The sequence below is a fragment of the Parapedobacter lycopersici genome, from assembly GCF_024643285.1.
Taxonomy (GTDB): domain Bacteria; phylum Bacteroidota; class Bacteroidia; order Sphingobacteriales; family Sphingobacteriaceae; genus Parapedobacter; species Parapedobacter lycopersici.
Genome location: NZ_JAMSLW010000003.1, coordinates 358,622 through 379,590, shown reverse-complemented (window position 1 = coordinate 379,590; position 20,969 = coordinate 358,622). Strand labels below are relative to the sequence as shown.

The 20,969-nt window shown below is 45.8% G+C and carries 17 protein-coding genes; 10 read left to right on the top strand and 7 right to left on the bottom strand.

Annotation, left to right across the window (positions count from 1 at the left end; all coding sequences use genetic code 11):
* Window positions 1-82: 82 nt before the first annotated feature.
* From NEV57_RS08530 to NEV57_RS08515, 4 genes are read right to left on the bottom strand one after another with little or no spacing between them, the layout of a single operon-like run.
* Window positions 83-382, bottom strand: coding sequence for a helix-turn-helix domain-containing protein (locus NEV57_RS08530; RefSeq protein WP_257657893.1), 300 nt, complete (start codon window positions 380-382; stop codon window positions 83-85).
* A gap of 59 nt (window positions 383-441) precedes the next feature.
* Window positions 442-1,170, bottom strand: coding sequence for a LytR/AlgR family response regulator transcription factor (locus NEV57_RS08525; RefSeq protein ID WP_257657892.1), 729 nt, complete (start codon window positions 1,168-1,170; stop codon window positions 442-444).
* Entirely contained in the window at window positions 1,130-2,188 is a 1,059-nt protein-coding gene (locus NEV57_RS08520; RefSeq protein WP_257657891.1) for a sensor histidine kinase, read from the bottom strand. Before NEV57_RS08520 ends, NEV57_RS08525 begins: the two co-directional genes overlap by 41 nt.
* 47 nt (window positions 2,189-2,235) lie before the next feature.
* On the bottom strand, window positions 2,236-3,294 hold the full coding sequence (locus NEV57_RS08515) for a hypothetical protein (protein WP_257657890.1): 1,059 nt from the start codon (window positions 3,292-3,294) through the stop codon (window positions 2,236-2,238).
* Window positions 3,295-3,797: 503 nt separating this feature from the next.
* Between NEV57_RS08515 and NEV57_RS08510 the strand changes: the two genes are divergently transcribed.
* From NEV57_RS08510 to NEV57_RS08500, 3 genes are all read left to right on the top strand, one after another.
* Window positions 3,798-4,403, top strand: coding sequence for a Crp/Fnr family transcriptional regulator (locus tag NEV57_RS08510; protein WP_257657889.1), 606 nt, complete (start codon window positions 3,798-3,800; stop codon window positions 4,401-4,403).
* 91 nt (window positions 4,404-4,494) lie between these two features.
* Window positions 4,495-4,950, top strand: coding sequence for a MauE/DoxX family redox-associated membrane protein (locus NEV57_RS08505; protein ID WP_257657888.1), 456 nt, complete (start codon window positions 4,495-4,497; stop codon window positions 4,948-4,950).
* A gap of 161 nt (window positions 4,951-5,111) precedes the next feature.
* A complete protein-coding gene (locus NEV57_RS08500) occupies window positions 5,112-5,411 on the top strand; it encodes a DUF6520 family protein (protein WP_257657887.1) in 300 nt (99 codons plus the stop codon).
* Window positions 5,412-5,486: 75 nt separating this feature from the next.
* Here the strand turns inward: NEV57_RS08500 and NEV57_RS08495 are convergent, their stop codons facing one another.
* From NEV57_RS08495 to NEV57_RS08485, 3 genes are read right to left on the bottom strand one after another with little or no spacing between them, the layout of a single operon-like run.
* Window positions 5,487-6,857 (bottom strand): RagB/SusD family nutrient uptake outer membrane protein, encoded by a 1,371-nt coding sequence (locus NEV57_RS08495; protein WP_257657886.1) that lies wholly within the window; start codon window positions 6,855-6,857, stop codon window positions 5,487-5,489.
* 21 nt (window positions 6,858-6,878) lie between these two features.
* Window positions 6,879-10,067, bottom strand: a complete 3,189-nt coding sequence (locus NEV57_RS08490; RefSeq protein WP_257657885.1) for a SusC/RagA family TonB-linked outer membrane protein — start codon at window positions 10,065-10,067, stop codon at window positions 6,879-6,881.
* A 30-nt stretch (window positions 10,068-10,097) separates the two neighbouring features.
* Entirely contained in the window at window positions 10,098-11,357 is a 1,260-nt protein-coding gene (locus NEV57_RS08485; protein WP_257657884.1) for a TlpA family protein disulfide reductase, read from the bottom strand.
* A gap of 1,555 nt (window positions 11,358-12,912) precedes the next feature.
* On the opposite strand from NEV57_RS08485, the gene NEV57_RS08480 reads away from it, so the two are divergent.
* The 7 genes from NEV57_RS08480 to darG all read left to right on the top strand — a co-directional run bounded on the left by NEV57_RS08480 (window position 12,913) and on the right by darG (window position 20,934).
* A complete protein-coding gene (locus NEV57_RS08480) occupies window positions 12,913-13,167 on the top strand; it encodes a helix-turn-helix domain-containing protein (RefSeq protein WP_257658021.1) in 255 nt (84 codons plus the stop codon).
* Between the two features lie 113 nt (window positions 13,168-13,280).
* Window positions 13,281-14,378 carry a DUF6236 family protein gene (locus NEV57_RS08475; protein ID WP_257657883.1) on the top strand — a complete coding sequence of 366 codons (1,098 nt, stop codon included), beginning with the start codon at window positions 13,281-13,283 and terminating at the stop codon, window positions 14,376-14,378.
* 21 nt (window positions 14,379-14,399) lie between these two features.
* Window positions 14,400-16,298 (top strand): hypothetical protein, encoded by a 1,899-nt coding sequence (locus tag NEV57_RS08470; protein WP_257657882.1) that lies wholly within the window; start codon window positions 14,400-14,402, stop codon window positions 16,296-16,298.
* A complete protein-coding gene (locus NEV57_RS08465) occupies window positions 16,299-18,191 on the top strand; it encodes an SNF2-related protein (RefSeq protein ID WP_257657881.1) in 1,893 nt (630 codons plus the stop codon).
* Between the two features lie 9 nt (window positions 18,192-18,200).
* Window positions 18,201-19,139, top strand: coding sequence for a DNA adenine methylase (locus tag NEV57_RS08460; protein WP_257657880.1), 939 nt, complete (start codon window positions 18,201-18,203; stop codon window positions 19,137-19,139).
* 99 nt (window positions 19,140-19,238) lie between these two features.
* Entirely contained in the window at window positions 19,239-19,895 is a 657-nt protein-coding gene (gene darT / locus NEV57_RS08455) for a type II toxin-antitoxin system toxin DNA ADP-ribosyl transferase DarT (RefSeq protein ID WP_257657879.1), read from the top strand.
* Between the two features lie 7 nt (window positions 19,896-19,902).
* Window positions 19,903-20,934, top strand: coding sequence for a type II toxin-antitoxin system antitoxin DNA ADP-ribosyl glycohydrolase DarG (gene darG, locus NEV57_RS08450; protein ID WP_257657878.1), 1,032 nt, complete (start codon window positions 19,903-19,905; stop codon window positions 20,932-20,934).
* Window positions 20,935-20,969 lie beyond the last annotated feature (35 nt).

Here is a 20,969-nt window from a genome sequence, read left to right as displayed (position 1 = left end):
ATTAATGATGGTTTGTCCAATATATAAAAATCTTTTTGCCAATTTTTGTTTCCCCAAATTGTTTATCAGTGAGTTATCCAACTTACACCCTACCCCGCCTAACACTCTCGGCCAGGGCGGCACGCAGGTCACGGCGGTAAAAGTAATGGCGGCGGCCCTTGCGGCGCGGCGTCAGCTCGCCGCTCTTCACCATGCGGAAGTAGGTGCTGCGGGCAATGCCCAGGTAATCCATCACTTCCTGCATGTCCATCAGTTTTTCCGGCTCTGCTGCCGTGTAAGCCGCGGGTGCGGATTCGGCAAGCGTGGCCGTGTGGGTCGAAATCTCCTCCAGCAGGTGCACAATGTTCCGTGCCGTTTCCAGCAGTTGTCGGTGTTGTTCCATGCGTTGTCAGGTATAGTTGGTTGATTTGGTTGATGTTTCTCGTTTTGCCGTATAGCCGATTAAGGCGATTGCTCCACGATGCGCTCCAGAAAAGCCTTTAGGTAATCGTTCCCGATCGGGATCTTTTTCTCCGCCCCCTGCACACGCAGCCACGTGTGCTTCGGCGCAAACCGGAATACCCGCCGTAGCGGCACAATAAAGCTCCGGTGCACCTGCATAAAGCGGTCGGCCGGCAGCTTCTCCTCCATTTCCTTCAGCGTGTGCCGCACGGTTACCTCATCGGCCGGCAGTTTTATTTTCAGGTTGTTGCCGTTGGCTTCGATGTATACAATATCGTCGAAATACACTTTGGTATTTATCCGTTCGCCTATTGGTTTTATCAGCATGTATTCCGGCAGTGCCACCGGAAGCGGCGGCGGCGCCCAATGGTCGCCTACCGCGCGATGCACCGCGAGTGTAAAGCGCTGGATATCCACCGGCTTGGGAATACAGTCGGCTATCCCCACTTCATACGCCTGCATGGCCAGCTCATCGTGCCCCGTTACGAGGATGATTTTCGGCGGCGGTATGAGCACCCTGGCCAGGCCGATGCCGTCTATGCCGGGCATGCGGCCATCCAGGAACAACAGCCCAACCGGATGTTCGCGCAGGTATTTCATGGCACGCATCGAATCCGTTTCCGTAAAAACGAGCTTCAGCCTGGGTTCCGTTTCAATCATCAGTTCCAGCAGCTGTATCGCTTTCGGATCATCGTCTACGACCGCGCAGGTAATCGTGTTTGCTTTCATGCGGCGTGTGCGTTATCGTCAGTTCACTGATAAATTCCTCCCCTTCTTTCCGTGTTTCCAGCATGTATTGCCCCGGCAGGAGCAGTTCCAGCCGTTCCCGTATGTTGGCCAACCCCTGGCCACCGGTTCCGGCAACTGCGTCTTCCCCCTTCGCGGCAATCCGGTTGCGGCAGCGGAACGTATAGCCGTCCGGTCCGAATACAAGCTGCATCCTTCCCGGATGCGTTGCGGTGAGCACTCCATGCCTTACCATGTTATCGGCACCCGTAAGCAGCGTCAGCGGCGGAATTGATTCCGCAGCAGGCGCTCCGCTGACGGTCAGCTGCATCACCGGCTGGCCACCGTACCGCAAGCATACCAGTTTAACAAATTCACGGAGTTTCGCGGCCTCCCGGCTCACCGCCACCAGCGCCAGGCGGCCGGTCGTCGCTTCCATGCAGTAACGCTGCAGGCTGGCCATGATCGTCACCATTTCCCCGGTTGTATGATCGCGGTTCGTTGCGGCGTTTGCCGCAATCACGTTAAGCGCGTTTTGCTGGAAATGCGGGCTGATCTGAAACCGCAGCAGCGAATCCCGTATCCGGTTCCGTTCTTTCTCGGCCTTTATCCGTTTAGCAAGCAGTATCCCGCCGCGGCGCACCGCGTTTAACAGGATCGCATAGACCACCAGGCGCAGGTAAAATAACCCCACCATCGCTACAAACTCTACCAGGGAAAAGGTTGCTTCGGGCCGTTGCAGCCGTGCACCCCAATAAGGCAGTATCCCATACACCCAGCCGTAAGTATACCCTAATACGCCCGGGAACAGCAACACCAGCAGCGCCCCTCCCCGCGGCCAGCCGCAGACCGGCACATATACCGCAACGATGTAGTACACGCAGTAGAATAGCGGGGCGATCCCTACAATCACTTTAAGGACAAACCAAAGCCCAACGTGCGCGTTGCTCAGCCAGGTTAACAATACATATATCAACCAGCCAACTACATGGAATACTATGCTGAAACGGTTAGGTTTCATGATCGGTTTATTTAGGCAACAATCGGTATCCGGATTGAAAAGGAACGTTAAATATAGGCCTTTTCATCCAGTTCGCCAAATTCCAGGGTTTGCCGCTGCCTCCGCAACAGCGCTTCGTACACTCCCGGGCCCACCTCGGTCACCCGTAGCGTATGCCCGGATACGGCGTACATGCGGCTGTCCACCACAAAGGGAAACAGGCCCTCGGATAGGCCATCCGCCGTGCATTCGTGCGGTACGGCCGGCTCCCGCCCGTTACCCACCGGGGTATGCGCGTAAAGCCATCCCTCCCATTCGTCCGGCCGTCCCTCAAGCAGCCGGCCGAGCGGTGCAAACAGGTGTTCGGTATAGCCGTGGCTATCCATCCCAGCTTCCGGTCCGGTCGCCTCTTCCGTCCATTCCCAGTGGATATGGCGCCATCCCGGCCGGGTACTGTACACCGTGTAAACCGGCAGGCCCGACCGGAGGGCAAACAACGCCACCCCGCGACGCACCTGCATGGCGGCATCCATAAAGCGGATGGTGGTCCGGTTATCCATGCGCCCCTCCGCACCCGTGTTGCCATCGATGTACACCAGCACCTGCATGCCCCGCCCTGCCGCGCGGGCCATGGCCAGCAGCGAAGTTGGCTTTCCCGCATTAAGCAGCAGCAGTTCTGCCTGCGGGTGCCACAGCGCCGCCCGTTGGTAAATAGCCTGAAAAGCGGCACCCTGCGTTTCCAGCACATCGCTGCTCAGCAGCAGCGCCGCCGAAATCCCCGCTTCGGCGAGCAGGCGGCACAGCAGCCGGTAAGCGCCCGTATGGTAAGTACAGATGATGCCCGGCCGCTGCCGCAGCCGGTTTAACCGGGAATCCTCCCAGCCGGTTATCTTTACCGCATCGGCCAGTTCCGGGCATTGCACATCCATTGCCGCCAGCCGCTGACGGGTGGCGATGCCCCGGAAGATATTAGCCATATCCGCCACTTGCGTACCGCGCCTGAAATGCATCAGGTTGGCGCAGCACACCGAAAAACTACGGTGCACCGCCTCATCGGCCAACAGATCTCGTTCACGCCACCGTTGCACACTGTTATTAAGTTCGTTATTGTAAGTTATTTTATCCATCTATTTAGCTTTAATTACCCTCAATATCGGTAAACCGGCGACCCCAAACGGGGCCGCCGGTCCCCTGTTAAAATGGAAAAAAGTGGCACTTGGGTACCGGATATGTTGGCGTTGTGTCACCTGCCCTTACCCGTTCCCTTGGGGTTACCGGGATCGGCCGTTGTCAGCCCATGCCACCCGTTCCCATCACTTCCGTCTTTTGGTTCATTTTCATGGTCGTATGTGTTTGAATGTATTGGTTGCCCGAACATCGCAGGGACGGGCATTTCCCTGACCCCGCCGGCGGGGGTTGTGATATCGATGGCTAACATCAGGCAAATCATCCAACTGTGCGCTATGTTGGGATATAAGCACTAACTGGCGTGACAAAACCTGCCAACCGTGTGACGAATCGGTTTCATCACGTCAATAAACCCTTTCGTCACACCAGCCCGAGTTTCTGTCCCACAATTCGTTGTAATCATACAGCGGGGATAAATTTGGAGCAGCCCATTCCACGTGCCATGTCTAAACCCCTGCATATCGGCCACCCTGCGATTGCTCCCTTTTGGGCGTACTGGAAACGCCATTATCCCCGGCTGGGTGCCCCACAATGGGAATGGCTGGCCGGATGCGTGGAAATCCGATCTTCGGTGAAACAGGGATCACAGCTCTTTCAACCCGGCGATCGGCCGGACTACCTTTACTTTATCAACGATGGTTTACTAGCCGGTATATGGTGGGATGCTGACGGCCACCGGCGCATCCCCTGCTTGATTCCTGCGGGCCATAGCCTTCTCACCAGCTGCAACCTATATACCAGCAAACAGCTCGACTACGGGCTTAAGGCATTGCGAAGGAGCCAAATACTGCGCATACCTTCCCTGGCACTGAAGCGATACCGGGAGATTGACGCCGCCGGAAATGAGTTAGTACATGTACTGCGGGAAAAGCAGATCAAGGAGCTACGGGCACAAAATAAACTGCTGCAGATTGCCGACACCCACAAACGTTACCTCCAATTTCAACAATCCATGCCTGCATTGTGGCGCATCACCAGCCAGCAGGAACAGGCCGATTTTCTCAACCTGTCGCGCCCATCCATTGCCCGTTACCTTCGCGAGCTATAGCCACCGCCGGGTATTTGTATCAGGTGATACAGGTATGTTCAAAACATGCCCCCGAACTTTGTTTCAAGCGAACCTGATTATCAAACATGCCATGAAATATAAAAACCAAATACTGGAGCTAATCTATGCAATGCTCGTCATTTTATGGAGTTATGCATCGGTCACGAAATTATCCAATATGGAAAGAAGCCGCCTTCAAATGCTTAATCAGATCTTTCCACCGTGGATAGCCGAGATGCTGGTATGGCTTGTGCCGCTTGCGGAACTATTGCTGGCTATACTGCTCTTATTCCAGGGTACCCGGCCAAAGGCACTCTTCGGTTCCCTCTTGCTACTAGTTGCCTTTTCGGGTTATGTTGGCCTGGTTATGACTGGCATTTTCGGCCGTATACCCTGTAGCTGCGGCGGAATCCTAACGGGGATGAGCTATTCCGTTCACCTCGTTTTCAACCTCTGCTATACCGCCATCGCGGCGGCAGGCCTCTACCTGCAACACCAAGATTTTCCATATCATACCACTAACCAGCAAGGAAAGGAGGCCGTATGACAGGAACATGTTGACTGAACAGCAGGGTTCGAAGCCTCACCTGCAGATTACATTCGCTATAGAAATACACCCGTCGTTGGATTGGAGGCTTCCGGAAATCAACGACATTTAATCTGTTTATTATTAATGCATAACAATAATAAACTTAAACTTTTAATTAAATGAAAAGCAATAAATTCAATGCATTGGCCCTTGTGGCCATGCTGGCTACGGCTGCAGCAGCCTACGCCTTTACGCCTGAGACAACGAAAGCAGGTGCCAACGAAAATATGTGGGCGCGGAATGCCGAGGGTCAATGGCGGAATCTCACGGAGCTTGGCCTTGAAAATGCACCCTGTGAACCTGCACAGGAGGCGTGCAAGGTAATCTACGAAGAGAACACGCAGCCAATCACCGGTACCGACGCTGATCTGGGTTATCTTGGTGAAAGCGAAGAAACCGGCTTCGTGGATATTCCGTAGACCTGCGAGGGGGTAATAAAAATGAGTACGTCGGGTGTTCCTATAAGGAGCATCCGACGTATTTTTTGTCTCACCCTACCTTTCGTTTTGCTGTATCCCTGGGTTAGCCATCCATTCCGTGTTGGGGATAGGGAATGCGTATCGCTTGCTGTCTGGCGCCAGTGTATAGGTTTCCCCATTGTATGTCCGGGTCAACGTTTTCGCAAATCTGGGATCTTTATTCAAGCGCCGCAGATCATACCAACGCAGCCCTTTAAACACCAGTTCCTTCCGTCGCTCCGTCAAAACGATGCGCAGGGCTTCCTCATCATCTGACGCCGTTGTGGGTGAATAGTCTGCCTCCGTATCCCAACGCGTTCGCAACAAGTCGTCCAACACATTCAACCCCGCATCGGTCTGCCCCTCCCGGACGAGGCATTCCGCTTTGATCAGGTAAAGTTCCGGAGTTGTTAAACCCGTCATCGGAAATACATCACTGGCATAATAAGTCGCCTTAATCCTTGCATGGCCTTCCCCATCTTCGCTGAAAAACATCGGTTTTCTGAGGTCACTTTCCCGGTAATCGGCATAAAGCTCATCGGCCACATACCCCTCCCGGAAAAAGGCTGACGAAAACAAAATCGGCATCGAATAGAGCATCATTTCCGGGTTATCATCCGTAAACGGATCTGGAAACCTTCCATTTAAGTCAAGCATATTAAAATCCATCAGATCATCCTGTTGTTCCAAAGCTAAGTTGGCGAATTTACCAGCATTTTCATAGTCGAACCGGCTCAGGTATACCCTTGCCAGCAGCGCATAGGCAGCTGCTAAATTCGGCCGCGATACATAAGCCGTCTGCTGTGGCAATAGTTCCACCGCAGCCGTTAAATCGGCCAGCACCCGCTGGTAAGAGGTTTCCACATCCGCACGGTTGGTCTTTTCGTTAATGTCCGCGCTCAGCTTTAATATAATTCCCAAATCCTGGTTTGCCGTGGCCGGATCATACGGCAGGGAAAAGCTTTGCAGCAATGCAAAAAAATGCCATGCCCGGAAGAACAATGACTCGCCCTTCAGCTCGTCGTAAAGCGCACCATTCCGGTCGTTCCGTTCGATATCATTAAGCCCTTCTAACACCACGTTCATCCGCAATACCTGCGCATACATCTTGGTCCAGTCCCCGCCCATAAAAGCATCCTCTCCCGCATAAATATCCGCCTTCCACACATACGCATTGCCCCGGGTAAGGTTTCCCGTATCCCAAAAACCATCTATGCAATATAAGTCATCCGTCGATAATTCGGTAAGCCCCGGAGTTTGGCTGATCTGCTGTTCCGAATCATCCAGCAACGCCCGGTAATCCTGTAACGTGGCCGGTACTACAAGCGCCTTATCAGGCTTGGCGTCTAAAAAACCTTCGCTGCATGACAGGAATAGGCAGCAAACACCAAAAAGTATATTTTTCATGACTGATCTCATTTGTAAGGTTTAAAATTTCACATTAATACCCAGTGCAATGGAGCGCGGTGGTACGTAATCCGCATAAGCATGGTCCGGATCTAAACCCAGGTCCGTCGCTTTCCACAGGACACCCAGATTTTCCATAAACAGGTACACATCCAACGCCTTCACATGAGCCACCTGCGCCAGCCGTTCCGGCAGGCTGTAGGTAAGGTTTACATCCTGTAGCCGGATATGATCGCCCCGCTCCACAAAAGCCCCTGTATTGGCATAGAAAAGATCGCGGGCCGGGTTGGCCGTTTCCGGCATAGACGGCACCACGGTGTGCCGTTCATCGCCCGGTTGCTGCCAGCGCAGCGCGTAATCGCCATGCTGTTCCGTTCCGCGCCATACCGTAGCAAAGTTTACCGTACTCCGGCGGAAATAATAACCTGCCCGGAACACCACGTTGGCCGAAAGCGAAAACCGGTTCCATTGAAAAGTGTTGCGCAGCCCGCCGAAAAATGTGGGGCGGGCACTTCCGTGGAATACCAGGTCATCCAGCGAACTGCCTGACAGGATAGCGAGGTAATCCTCACTCGGCTCACCATTTAGGTAACCCACCGGATTTCCCGTCTGTCCATCGAGTCCGACATAGTCAAAACTGTATATCGAAAATTGCGGACGGCCTACTACCGGATTCTGATGTGCCGCGTTAACATAACTTGATGCCGACGATAGATCCGCCAGGTAATGCGTTACCTCATCCTGCACCCAGGAAAATACCGCATCTGACGTCCATACGAACCGGCCACGGGTATTTTGGCTATGCAATTGCACATCTATCCCCTGCCCTTTTGTATGCGCATAATTCCTGGTAAACTCCTGCACACCGCTAGAGGGAGCATACGGTGTTTCGCCGATCAGGTCGAGGCCCTTCTTCCGGTAGTATTCCACCGTTCCGCTGATCATATTCTTACGCAACGCAAAATCCACCCCCAGGTTCACCACCTTTACCTTTTCCCACCGCAGTTCCGGGTTCGGAGGGTTGGTAATGCGCGCATAAGGTAACCGCGACCGGGTAAAGCGGCCGTCGTCATAGCGCACGGTGGTATACGCTGTAACCGATTTATTGGCGTTGCCGTTATAGCCGTAGGAAGCCCGCAGTTTCAGGTACGGTAGCCAATCTATACCGTAAAAATCTTCCGATGACAGGGTATACGCCGCACCCGCCGACCACAGCGGTACCCCCTTCTGATTGGTACGTACCCCGAACAGGTTCGATTGATCCAAACGGGCGCTGCCATACAATACGTAGCGCCCGCGGAGCGTATAGGAAACATTCCCGTATACCGATCGGTAGCGGTCAATGAGTTCACTAACCTCCTGATTATTTGCAATGGCGGCAGTCGATGCGGGGTATACATACCGCGGAAAGCGGTTCACAAAATCCACATTGGTGCCAATGGCCAGGTTGTCATTATAGCCATACATCCGGCTGGAGTTACTCGTATACCGATTATCCCGCACTTCATAGCCGAGCATTGCCGTGAGGTGCTGCCCCTCGGCGACGTCCCGGGCAAAGTTCAGCTGCCCGCGGAAATTGTAGCTCGCAGACCGCCCATAGCTGTTATCCAGAATACCACCCAACGGTATCGGCCGGGTCAACGAACCGTCTTCATTTACCGTTGTTAAATTATTGATCATGTCACGTGCGTACCAGGTATCCACCGAACGGTACCTGCGGTAATCGCTGGCGCCGTTGATGTACTGGAACAGCAACCCCGCATCCAGCCCGGGCAAAATCTTCGCCTGTACACCCGTATTAACACGGTACTGTGCGTATTTGGTCGATTGGTCGTTCAGGTATACCCCCTCCAGCGGGCGGTAACTCCAGTCGAGCAATCCCTGTTCATAGGCAGCATCGATAAATGGCAGTGCATAGTTCCGCACCGTCCGGGCGTAGTTGCCCGATTCATCCATGAGGCTGGCATAGGGGTATAAGCGGCTTTGCCCACCCATTCCCAATCCCACCGCTCCCGAATTCGGGTTTGCCGCGATCCGGTTGCTCAGCTCAAGGCCGGTATACACCTCCAGCCGGTCCTTCCACAATGACAACGTATTCTTTGCCATCAATGAAAACCGCTTCATGCCGTTGCGCACCAGTTCGTCGCGGTTCTGGTCATAACCCAACGACACATAAAAGTGGTTGATGTTACTTCCGCCGCTCAGGTTAAGCGCGTATTGCTGTTTAATCTCTTTCCGGTAAACATACCGGCTCAGGTCGTCACGGATATCAGCCTGTTTCAGGCGGGCCAGCTGCGCATCCACCGATGCGGCATCCATTGTCCCGTCCCGTTTCGCAATCAGCAACTGCACCACCGGTGTATACGGCGTTTTCAAAATGGAGTTTTCTGCGGATGCATATACCCCCCGTTCAAAAAGCATTTCCTCGATATCAATAAAATCCGCGCTCGACATACGGGGCTGATAGTATATATCCGGCTTTTCCACGATGCTGATGTTACTGCGGAAATCGATCTGCAAGGGTTGGTTGCGCCGGCCTTTCTTGCTGGTCAATACAATCACGCCATTGGCCGCCCGGGCACCCCAGATACTTGCCGCAGCAGCATCTTTCAGCACGGTCACGCTTTCAATGTCATTGGGATTGATATCCAGGATATCCCTTTCGAATGGAAAATTATCCAGCACAATCAGCGGCTCCATGTTGGAGAATAGCGTGCTCTGCCCGCGGATGTTGATCTTAAAGTTGCTGTTCCGGTTAAACAGCATCCCCGGCACAACGCCATCCAGCTTGCTGATAATGTCTGTATTCACCGTCCGGTTCAGGAGTTTATTATCTACCGTGATGTATGATCCGGTAGTCCGCTCTTTTGAAATCCGCTGGTAGCCTGTGGAAATCTGCACTTCCTCCAGTTGGCTCTCCTCGACATAAAGTAATACAATTGGATTGTCGATGAGCGCACCCGCAGTAAGTTGCAGCGTGCGGTAACCTACATACGTAAATTCCAGCCGGCTATCCGGCTTTATGTTCCGCAGCGAAAAAGCACCGTTGTTATCGCTTTGCCAAACAGCATCCGTGCCTATGGCATGTATATTCACACCCCTTAATGGTTCCCGCGAATCCGAGGAAAGGATTTTCCCTTCAATATCCTGCTGTGCCGCCGCGCCCAGGGATAAGCAAAGCGCCAATAATAAAACAATTGGTTTCATCATTTTTAATTAGTCTTTAGGTTATGAGAAAGGTTATTCGCTGTCGCGTATCACCAGGTTTTCCACTTCGTGATCCTGCTCTACTAATGCCAGTCCATACGGCTCCAACGCGCCATTGATACTTTCCAGGCTGGAGAGGTCTGCATTGATCTTCATGTCCACCGGATTGCGGTAGCCCGTCAGGTTAATCACCGGCTTTTTGTGGACTTTCAGCCCCTTGATATACAGTTCAAGCACGAGATATCCGAGGTTTACGTTGCGCAGTTCGCCACCGAATGGCCCCATGTTAACCATTGGCTCGCCGCCCTTTGATTTAAGGAGGTCGGGTTCCGTGGTACGCACCAGGCAGATGCTGGGTGTTGCACGTTTTTCCACTGTCGCAGTGTATTGCGGAAACCAGCGCCGGAGGTCTTCCTTCATCAAATCCCAGGCGCGGTGTGCCTGGTTCTTTGGTACAATCAGTTCATAGCAGAACCCATTACCATCGGCCAGCCATTCCGTATATGGAGCACCGTGTTTTTCCGAAGAGAGTTTACCGGGTTCCTGCACCTTGAGTATGGTATTCTCCCAACGAAAATTTCGCTTCCCATCCTTAAAGGCAACCTGGTATAGCCCCGCCACGCTTTGATTCCGCACGGTAATGCGTCGGTAATTACCCTGTCCTTTAATGAACTCACTGGTGCTGTCGCTGGTTATCGTTTGCACCATGCCTCCGCCAATACCGGGAATATAGCCCACCAGTGCGCGGTTAAAGAATAAATTGGTTTCCGCTATCGTTTCCATATCAAACAGCAGCGGCTCGCGTCGGTCATATTGGCGAATCAACTCCGTTTTCTGTTTCAACGCAACCGGTTCGATCAGCATCTGCCGGATGTTGGCCTCGTTAACCTCTTCTGATCCAGTAATGGCCAGCACCTTGCCGTTTCCGGCTAGCCATACATAGTGCGGGATGGAACCATGCGGAAACGCATTTTTCAGCTGGTTGTCTTCCACAATATATGGGATGTTTGATGGTGTGCGCTGGCCTTTTTCCCTGCGGTCCAGAAACTGTTGGATTTCAGTTCGGCTTTGGCTTGTTACGCTGATAAACTGCAGCCGCCCATCAAATTCCCGCTGCAGCCGCTCCATTTCCGGAATTTTGGCAATACATGGCTGGCACCAGGTCGCCCAGAAATCCAGGATTATTAACTTGCCTGTATAATCGGAGAGTTTCAACGCGCCATTAGGATTATTAAGCAACTGATCTGCATGGAAATCGGGCGCATATTCGCCGATCGCAATCGGTGCCGGCATTTGCTGGGCAAATGACGGTTTGCTTATAGCAAACAGTAGCACAAGCAAAACACCAAATGCGAGGCCCCATGTGGGGTTGGTCAGGGGCCTGCGCAAATGGCTGCACACATGAAACCTGTGTAGCCCATGTAAGGTTACACAGGTTCCACGAGCGCCCTTGGAAATAAACCTGGGCGAGTGAACTACTAATTCCGTATTCAAATATTCTTCGACTACCCTTCGAGCGTGCTTCGAGGGTTGTTCGAGTGCGCTTCGACTGCTCTTCGAGACTTGTTCGACCTTTGTTCGAGTCGGCTTCGACTCCGCTTCGACAGCGCTTCGGGGCTGCTCGCAGTGCAATCCGTTGCGTTCCGAAGAGCTTCGAGGAATCCCCGAAGCAGTCCCGAAGGAATCCCGAACAAATGTCGAAGCCGCCTGCAACATTACCCGAATATTGGCCGAAGACTTCATGTAAATCCTCGCATTATGTTTTTTTGTGTGCGATTTTATATTTTCGGAAAAGGCACACCCCTCCCCTTCAAGTAAATTTTGACTCATTTGGTTGTATTTAGGTATAAGGAATTAAGTGGTTAGCTTGGTCAGTATCGGCTTTCGCCGCACGGGTCATTCCGGGTTCCTTTTCACGTTCTTATATCGGTTTGCGATACTTACTTCCCAAGCGCTTGTAATCAATCCGACACCGCCAGCCAGGGCAAAACAAGTGCGTACTCCCCTCCTATTTTTGTTTATTGGAGTGGCTGTTATACCGGTACTGTGTGCGAATATTCTGTTCATTGGCGCATGGATTAATTGACATTAACCAAACCACCATGCCTAAGAAACCAGTTGCTATTTTAACCCAAATTTGGATTTATGGGATTTAGGTTCTACTTTTAAAAGAATTTGCGAAACCTATTAAACTGAACCTGTTCCAATATAAGCAAACGCGTTGTTTCTTTTTTTGGCATGGGGTCGGCTACATCCGGGAATCGGTGCCGATATGACAGGCACCATACTAGGCAGGCCATTATTTTTTACAGGCTCCTACCCTCCCCAGGCTGTGTTTTTCAGTTATTCCGGATTTCGCTTAACGTTCTTTGTTAGGTTAGGTAATGGTTGGGGCGCTATCCGGGTATTGCATAAAGCAACACCTCCCACAGTTAGTTTGCGGAATGGATGGCTTGGCGGTTTTTGGTTCGTTTTCATAATCTGTTTTGGTTATGAAACGATGTCAACTCCGAAAGCAAAGGAAGTGGCCAACTGGTTAAAACCAGTAGGGCGCCCTCCATGCTTTCGCTCGTGGCTCCGCCAGAAGCCCCCTCCCGAACTTACACGAAGTTGAGAGTTACCCACAAAAGTCTGATAGGAAGACGCCCTACTGGATATATATACAAAGGTATAAAATCCAGCTAACAGGGCGACTCCATCGTCAACTCGTGGGTAAAATCTGGCGGATTTCGAACGAGTGACATCGTACAGCGATGCATCAACGACACATCACATTGTTGTCGCTATTTGATACAAATATAACAAGTTGGTCGTTAAACGACAAACTTTATTGAAAAGAATTTTATTGATGGCTATTATTAATCGTCTTGACGAAGTTTTCGAAGAAAGGAAAATCACTAATAGAGTGATTGCAAATTATGTGAAAAAATCAGAAGGCACTGTTTCAAAATGGCGCAATAATAGAAGGCAACCGACTTTGGGTGACCTAAACAAGATAGCCGAGCTATTAAGGGTTGATATCCGGGAACTTTTATACGAGAGTAACTGGTCTAAAAGTACGATGATAACGTATGAGCAATTTAAACGAAATATTAAGGGGTGATAAAGCCCCAACCAATCATTAACCTAAATTCTGCAACCTAAATGAGAAATCCTGAATGGCATAGGAGTGATTGGGTGTTTATTTAATTCTTATATGAAATTGAGAACTATCAGATGAAGAGGTCAATTCTATATTACCCAAAAATAAATATCCCCAGCTCAACTTGGCTTAGAAATGCCTTGATGTACTGGGATGAAGTCTGCTCAATCGTCCCGAGAACTTTTTCAGGTCGAGAAGATGAATTCCTATCGACAGACATACGTTATTTAATTGACGAGGGCCAATATCGATCAATAGATCCGGAATCCTTGTTATCCAGTCCTAACTCTTATGAATTTTTAAATGATTTCGTTGATGAATTTAAAGAAATTATTCTAAACGAAAGATTTTTACGGGTAGTAAATAGGCTAAGCAAACCCGTGACGTACAACATTCATCAGGATAAGTTAAGAATTGGTGAACAATCAAGAATACATGCTAGTAAAACGACATATCAAATTTATGATTTCCTTGCAGAGCGAGGATTAGCAAATAGACAAGAAGACCCCGAATGGCTGAGTTTTGAAAACAACACGGGATTAATATATATGTCTTTGCTGGCGAAGTACCTTGCTGATATTAATCCCGAGCAGATGACAATAGGGACAGATGCCAATGCATATGAAACTCTAAATTTTAGACGAGTGGCTAAAAAAGAAGGATTCCCGGCTATAAGAGTAGCACTCAATAATATACTTCCCACCCCCGCCGAAAATGTACCTTTAGAGAAAATTATTGATTTTAAGCGTAGACGAATAGACAATTTGAAAAGTTTCAGATTATTATTATCAGAATTTAATAGTAAAATTTCAAGTTCGACTTCGTTATCTGAACTGAAGGAAATATCATTCAACTTCCAAGACACAATTTCTTTGGGAGTTAGAGATATATCCGATGTTTTAGCGGATTCAAATATTAGTCATGTTGGTAAGTCCTTAACATCACTGATAAATATAAGATCACCAACGACTCTTTTAGCAGCAGCAGGAGGTTTAAGCAAAGCCGGGTTGTTAATGCTACCATTTGATGTTACTGGATTTGGATTAGCTACTGTTGCAACTCTACAAATTGGCTATTCCCATATCGAAAACAGAAACCAACGTAGGGCAGCGATAAGGAACTCGCCTTTTTCTTATTTGTATTATGCAAGAAAATATGGTCTTACTAGCTAAAATAACAAATCAATCTTTTTTATGGCACGGCTTCAACTAAAACCATCTGTTATTAAAAAGCTCTTTGCACTATCTGGCAATCAATGCGCTTTCCCTGGGTGTGATCAACATATCGTGGAAAGCTCGGGAATAGTAATTGGAGAAATTTGCCACATAGAGGCGGCCGAGCAAGGAGGTGAAAGGTTTAATAAGGATTCTAATGATGATTATAGAAGAAGTTTTGAAAACTTAATCCTGCTTTGTCCAATTCATCATAAAATTACTAATGATGTTAAAAAATACCCATCTCCCGAATTACGAAAATATAAATCATTGCACGAGGAAAAATTCGTGAGAGAGCAACTTTCAGTAACAGATAATATCGTTGACCAAGCAATTCATAAATATATGGAAAAACATAACAAAAATGAGGGCTCTGGAACACAATTTAATAACCAAGCCAAACATCAAATTATTGGCACTCAGATTGGTACTCAGAACATTTTTCAATCATCCACGCAAGAGAAGGAATTTTCATTTACTGAGCCTATGCGCTCAGTAAATAAAAGTTTGAAAGAGAAATTAGACAAGCTGAGAGACGATGCAACACCGCCCACTGAAGACGTCATCGATTTTCAAAACAATCTGTTTAAGGGCAAAACAAGTAAAATATATGAATTACCAGTTAAAGAATTAAAATTTAGAAAGGAGAATGGTCGAATTAAGGCGGAAGTTGAAAGCTATGAAAAAATTAATGGGTTGCTGGATGAATTAAGTGATGCAACACAAGACTTATTAAGAGGTTTTCTAAGTAAAAATGATCCAGAAAAGAAAGAGGTATTAAAACAGCAAATAAAACATAAGGGGCAACTACAACCCGCAATAATTACCTGTGACGGATTTTTAATAAATGGCAATAGGCGCAAAATGATTCTTGAAGAACTTTATGAAGAACATCATAAAAATTCAAAATTCGAGAAAATGAGGGTAGTTATCCTACCCGAAAATGTGTCATTATTTGACATTAAAAGGATTGAAAACAGGTATCAATTACAGGATGATGGAAAGTCAGAATACCATGGTCTAAACAGAGCATTAACGATTAGAGAAAATATTAAAGAAAACTATTCGTTAAGGGCTCAGCTAATGGATGATCCTCAGTATTCTGATAAAGCCCCACAAGAATTGAATACGATTGAAAAACGTTTTGAGAAAGAATATTTGCTGCCTCTTGAATGTGTGGATAGGTATTTAAAGACGTTTAATAGAGAGGGATTATATAACACTATTTCGGAAAGTGCGGGTGATAAGGAAGGAAGATGGCAAGCTTTTATTGATTATAGCAATTTTTACTATAGCACTTTAAACAACCCCACAGCCAGAATAAAATTTGGCATAATTGAATCAGAGATAGGCTTAATAGAAAATGCCATTTTTAAAATTATTCGCAAAAGAAATTTAAAATCAACAGAGATAGAAAAAGCACTGGGTAAAGTCCATGCTTTTGTAAGAGGAGGCAATTTAAAAAAATATTTAGGTAATGATAGTGCAAAAAAACATTTGATAAATATAGCTAAAGAGGTAGATGAAGATATCCCTGAAAGCGAAAAGTTCGATAAAGAAGGTAATAGATACAGTGAAAGAGAGATCGATGAAAAATGGTCTAACACAACCGCTGTTAAAAAAGGCGTATTAGGTAATCTAATGAAAGCCTATAAAGCGGTCAATAATCATATAGAAAGAATAAAGCCACTTGAATTACTAGAAGACTCTTTGAAAAAGTTGAATCACGAAAACATGAAAATTGATGAACTGGGCGTTGAAAATTACAAACTTGCTCTTGGCTTTTGTAGAGACATCTCAGCTAAGGCAGATGAACTATATGAATTAATAGATAAGGAACGAGGAAAATACAACTCCTTGGGCAAAAAGGCAAAATAGGTGAAAATTGCAATTCATAATACTTCCATTATTATTAGTGGTATTGAAGATTTAAAAAAATATCAAGTCTCTCAATTGTATTTTTATGGTTTTAAACACATTGAATCTACATTACAAAAGGAGTCAAGCAATTTCAACACCGACCTTGCTCAAATGGTTGCTTATTTTGAACAAGAAGGAATTAATGTTACCGTAACAGAAGGTGCTATCAATTTTTTGGAAGACTTTGACAAACAAAACAAAGAAATCACAAAAATATTTAAAAACGCTCAAGAGATTAAAAATGGAAAAATAAAAGCCCAATCATTTGATAACTTTAATTTATTCCTCACTAAGCTACCGCGGAAACTAAAGGATCATCAAATAAAAGCAGCATATCATTTATATAGTATTGGAAACGGCGCTAATTTTTCAGTGCCTGGTAGTGGGAAGACTTCAGTAGTACTTTCTGTATATGAGAAACTCCGTATTGAAGGCAAATGCAACACCTTATTTATCATCGGTCCTCCCTCATGTTTTCAACCGTGGAGACACGAGTTTGAGGCGACACTTGGCCGCGACAGCGATTCTGTAATTTTATCTGGCAACACCAAAGAGTTCAGACGTTCCGAGTACTTTAAATCCCAAAAAGATTCTTGCGAGCTGTACCTATGCACCTTTCAAACTGCATTAAATGACTACCTTGAAATAGCTAAATTTCTTTCCCAGCGGGGCGTTTTCGCTTTTTTAATAGTCGATGAAGCCCATTACATGAAACAAATCGGAGGATCGTGGGCAAATTCTCTACTTAAAATTGGGCAACATGCATCATATAAATGTATTTTAACAGGTACACCTATTCCGAAAAGTTACAGAGATATTTTTAATCTTTTTGATTTTTTATGGCAACACCAATCTCCTCTAACTGAGGATGACAAAATACAAATTGAATTATGGGAAAAACAAAAAAGGAATGAGCAGATAAAGGAATTACTTCATAAAAAAATAGGCCCATTATTTTACCGTGTTCGCAAAAATGATTTAGGGCTTATTCCCCCCATATTTCACCCGCCGATTGTGCTTAAAATGAACGTAGTCGAAGAAAACATCTATCAGTATATTAAGGCAAGACTTTTTGACCTTGCAGAAGGCGACTACTTCACAAATGAAGAGGTATTGAATAAATTATGGAGAGGAAGAATGATGAGATTACGTCAGGCGGTGTCCTATCCAAAATTATTGCTTTCTGCCATTGATGAATACGCAGAGGACATAGTAAGAGATTCAAATTTAGCTCTTAAAATTCATTCGTATGATAGGCTAGAAATTCCTAACAAGCTATTAGAGCTGACTAGTTTGGTCACCAAATTACGGGCGAATGATCAAAAAGTATTGATTTGGTCAAATTTTATCGGCACATTAGAATTGATTAAAAGTCATTTTCTATCGAGGGGCGAAAATTGTGAACTTATTTATGGAAAAACACCGGTCAGGAAAAACAATGTAATAGAAATTGATGATGAAAAAACAAGAGAAGATATTCGGGACGAATTTGTTGATCCTAAAAGTGGGTTAAATATTTTAATTGCCAACCCTGCAGCATGTGCAGAATCTATATCACTGCATAAGACATGTTTTCATGCAATATACTATGATTTATCTTATAATGCAGCTCAATATATCCAATCGCTAGATAGGATACACCGGGTAGGAGGATCTGAATTCAACCAGGCTCATTATTATTTTTTACAATATGAAAATTCAATTGATCAAGACATAATAGCTAATGTCAACAATAAGGCTCAAAAGATGTATGATATTATTGAGCAAGATTATGAAATATACGACTTAGATTTGTACCACAGTGCAGATGATGACGTGACGGCATACAAACGGTTATTCAAAAGGAATTAGAAGAAAAAATTGAAAAATAATAATACAAAAAGAGGTAATAAAAAAATAAGTCCTCCATTTGGATATTTTGGCTCTAAAAATAAAATAGCACTGGAGCTATGTAGTAACTTGCCTCCTCATAATTGTTGGGTAGAGGCTTTCTGTGGATCAGCTTCGTTAACATTGCGAAAAGCACCGGCTCCTATTGAAATAATTAATGATATTGATGGCGAAATTGTAAACTTATTTAGGCAGTTGCGCGACCGTGATAAGGCATTGTGCGAGGCTATTGAATTAACGCCATACGCGGAGCAAGAATTAATTGAAGCAAGAAAAGAATCCGAAGGCATTAGCGATCTCGAACGGGCAAGGCGCTTTTTAGTACAAGCCATGATGGCAATTAATGGGGTGTTCGGTAAGGAGAAAGGGGGGTTTTCCTACACTGACTCGTACACTAGAAACGGACATGACGCCCGAGTAAATCGTTGGAATAACCTTCCAAAACGACTTAAGGCAGTAGTGGATCGACTTAAAAGTGTACGTATCGAAAATAAGGATGCACTTACCATTCTTAAAAGATTTATTAATCGTCCTGCGACACTGGTGTATTTAGATCCACCCTATTTAGGAGACAGGGCGAATGGATATACTTGGGACGCTAACGACGAAGAGTACCATACAAAACTTTTAAACTTAGCAAACCAAGCAAATTGTATGATATTCATTAGCGGATATCACAACGACTTGTATGACTTATTGTTAAGCGAAAATAATGGGTGGAGCCGTCGTGAAATAAAGGCGTCAACCAAGGGTTCCAAGGGTATAGTACAAGAGAGAATTGAAGTTGTGTGGGTGAATAAGCATTACACTACAGCTCTTGCAACACAAGCGTTGCCAATTGAATTGACAGAAAAAGAAGCGTATCAAGATAAAGTAAATCCTGAAAGGCAATTCACCTTAGATCTGTAAGCTTTAACACAAGGGTGTTGATATATGAGACAGAGGAAAGAAATGAAGTCAACTATATATTATATTTGACTTTAATTATCGACGCTATAGTATATATTTATGGAATTAGCGAATATAAAAGTATACCGCATGACGCATATAGAGAATGTCCCTCATTTGCTGCAATACGGAATTACCCATTATAAATCGCCTAATGCAAATCCACATTTCATTACTATTGGCGACGTTACGTTAATTAATACCAGGAATATAAAACAAGTTTTCATAAACAATGGAGATTACACAATAATTGACCCGCCATCGATTGTATTAGGCGATTTTATCCCATTTTATTTTGGGGTAAGGATGCCAATGTTGTATGTCATGCAAATTGGAGGTAATTTTGTTGAGAGAGCAACACCTGCGGAAGAAATTATATATTTAGCGTGTTCAGTTTCTAAAATTGTCGACTCGGGTTTTAATTTCTATTTTACAGATGGGCATGCAACTGATGGTTTCACTACATTTTATAATCGCGACAAAATAAATGAGTTGTCCTCTATTATTGATTGGTCGGCTGTACGAGCTTCTTATTGGAGTGGTCAGGAAAACTTAAATCTTAAGCGTAAAAAGCAAGCTGAGCTTTTAGTAGAAAATGATTTGCCCTCTGATTTTATTGCATCGATAGGATGTTACAATGAAGGCGCAAAAAGAAAGCTTATGGCATTCGGTATCAACGAAGAAACAATAAATGTGGTACCCCGAGCGTATTATTAACAAGACGATGATTAAATATCTAAAAGGTAATATCTTAGAAAGCGATGCCGAGGCATTGGTAAATACAGTGAATACTGTAGGCGTCATGGGCAAAGGTATCGCTTTGCAATTCAAAAAAGCATTTCCAAGTAATTTCAAAGCTTACGCTGAAGCTTGTAAAAACGGAGAAGTTGAAATTGGTAAGCTTTTAGTGACACATGATAGTAATCTCGACGCTGGCGAGAAATTAATTATCAACTTTCCTACAAAAAAAGACTGGCGAAGACCTTCTGAGTATTCTTTTATTGAAGTGGGACTCGATAAGTTGGTCTCGACAATAAATGAATACAACATAAGAAGCATAGCTATACCTCCTCTTGGTGCCGGAAATGGAGGGCTTGAATGGGAGAACGTGAAAAGAATAATTGAGGTTAAACTTGGACATTTGGATACAGATATATATGTATTTGAACCAACAACACAGATAAAAGAGTATTTAAAAAAGGAACGAACAAAATTGACAGCGGCAAGGGCTTTGCTTTTGTATGTACTTTACGACCTTGTTAAAAATGGAGAGTATGTATCGGAATTCTCGTGTGAAAAGGTTTGCTATTTTTTACAGCGCTTCGGAGCCAAGAAATATTTTAAACTAGATTTTCAACCTAATTTTTATGGTCCTTATTCAGGAAAAGTACGTCATGTATTATATGCGTTGAATGGCAGCTACATCATGGGATATAGCGATAAAGACAAAAAGGCTTTCGAGCCATTGACTTTAGTGGCCGATGGTTATGAGACAGTAAAATCTTATATTGAAAGTAGACCTGAACTTTTGGAAATCGCTAAGAAAACGATGCGCTTCCTTGAGGGGTTTTATTCGGACTTTGGATTAGAATTATTATCGTCAATCGATTATATCGTAAAAAAAGAAAGAACATTTGAAAAGCAGGTCGTTCAGGCTTATTTAGAAAGTTGGAGCCAACGAAAAAGAAGTATGTTCTCTAATGAACGATATTTTGACATATCCCTAAATCACCTACAGACTGCGTCGTTTACATGATAGATGGTTTTCTGGCAAGAAGCTATGATGTAAAT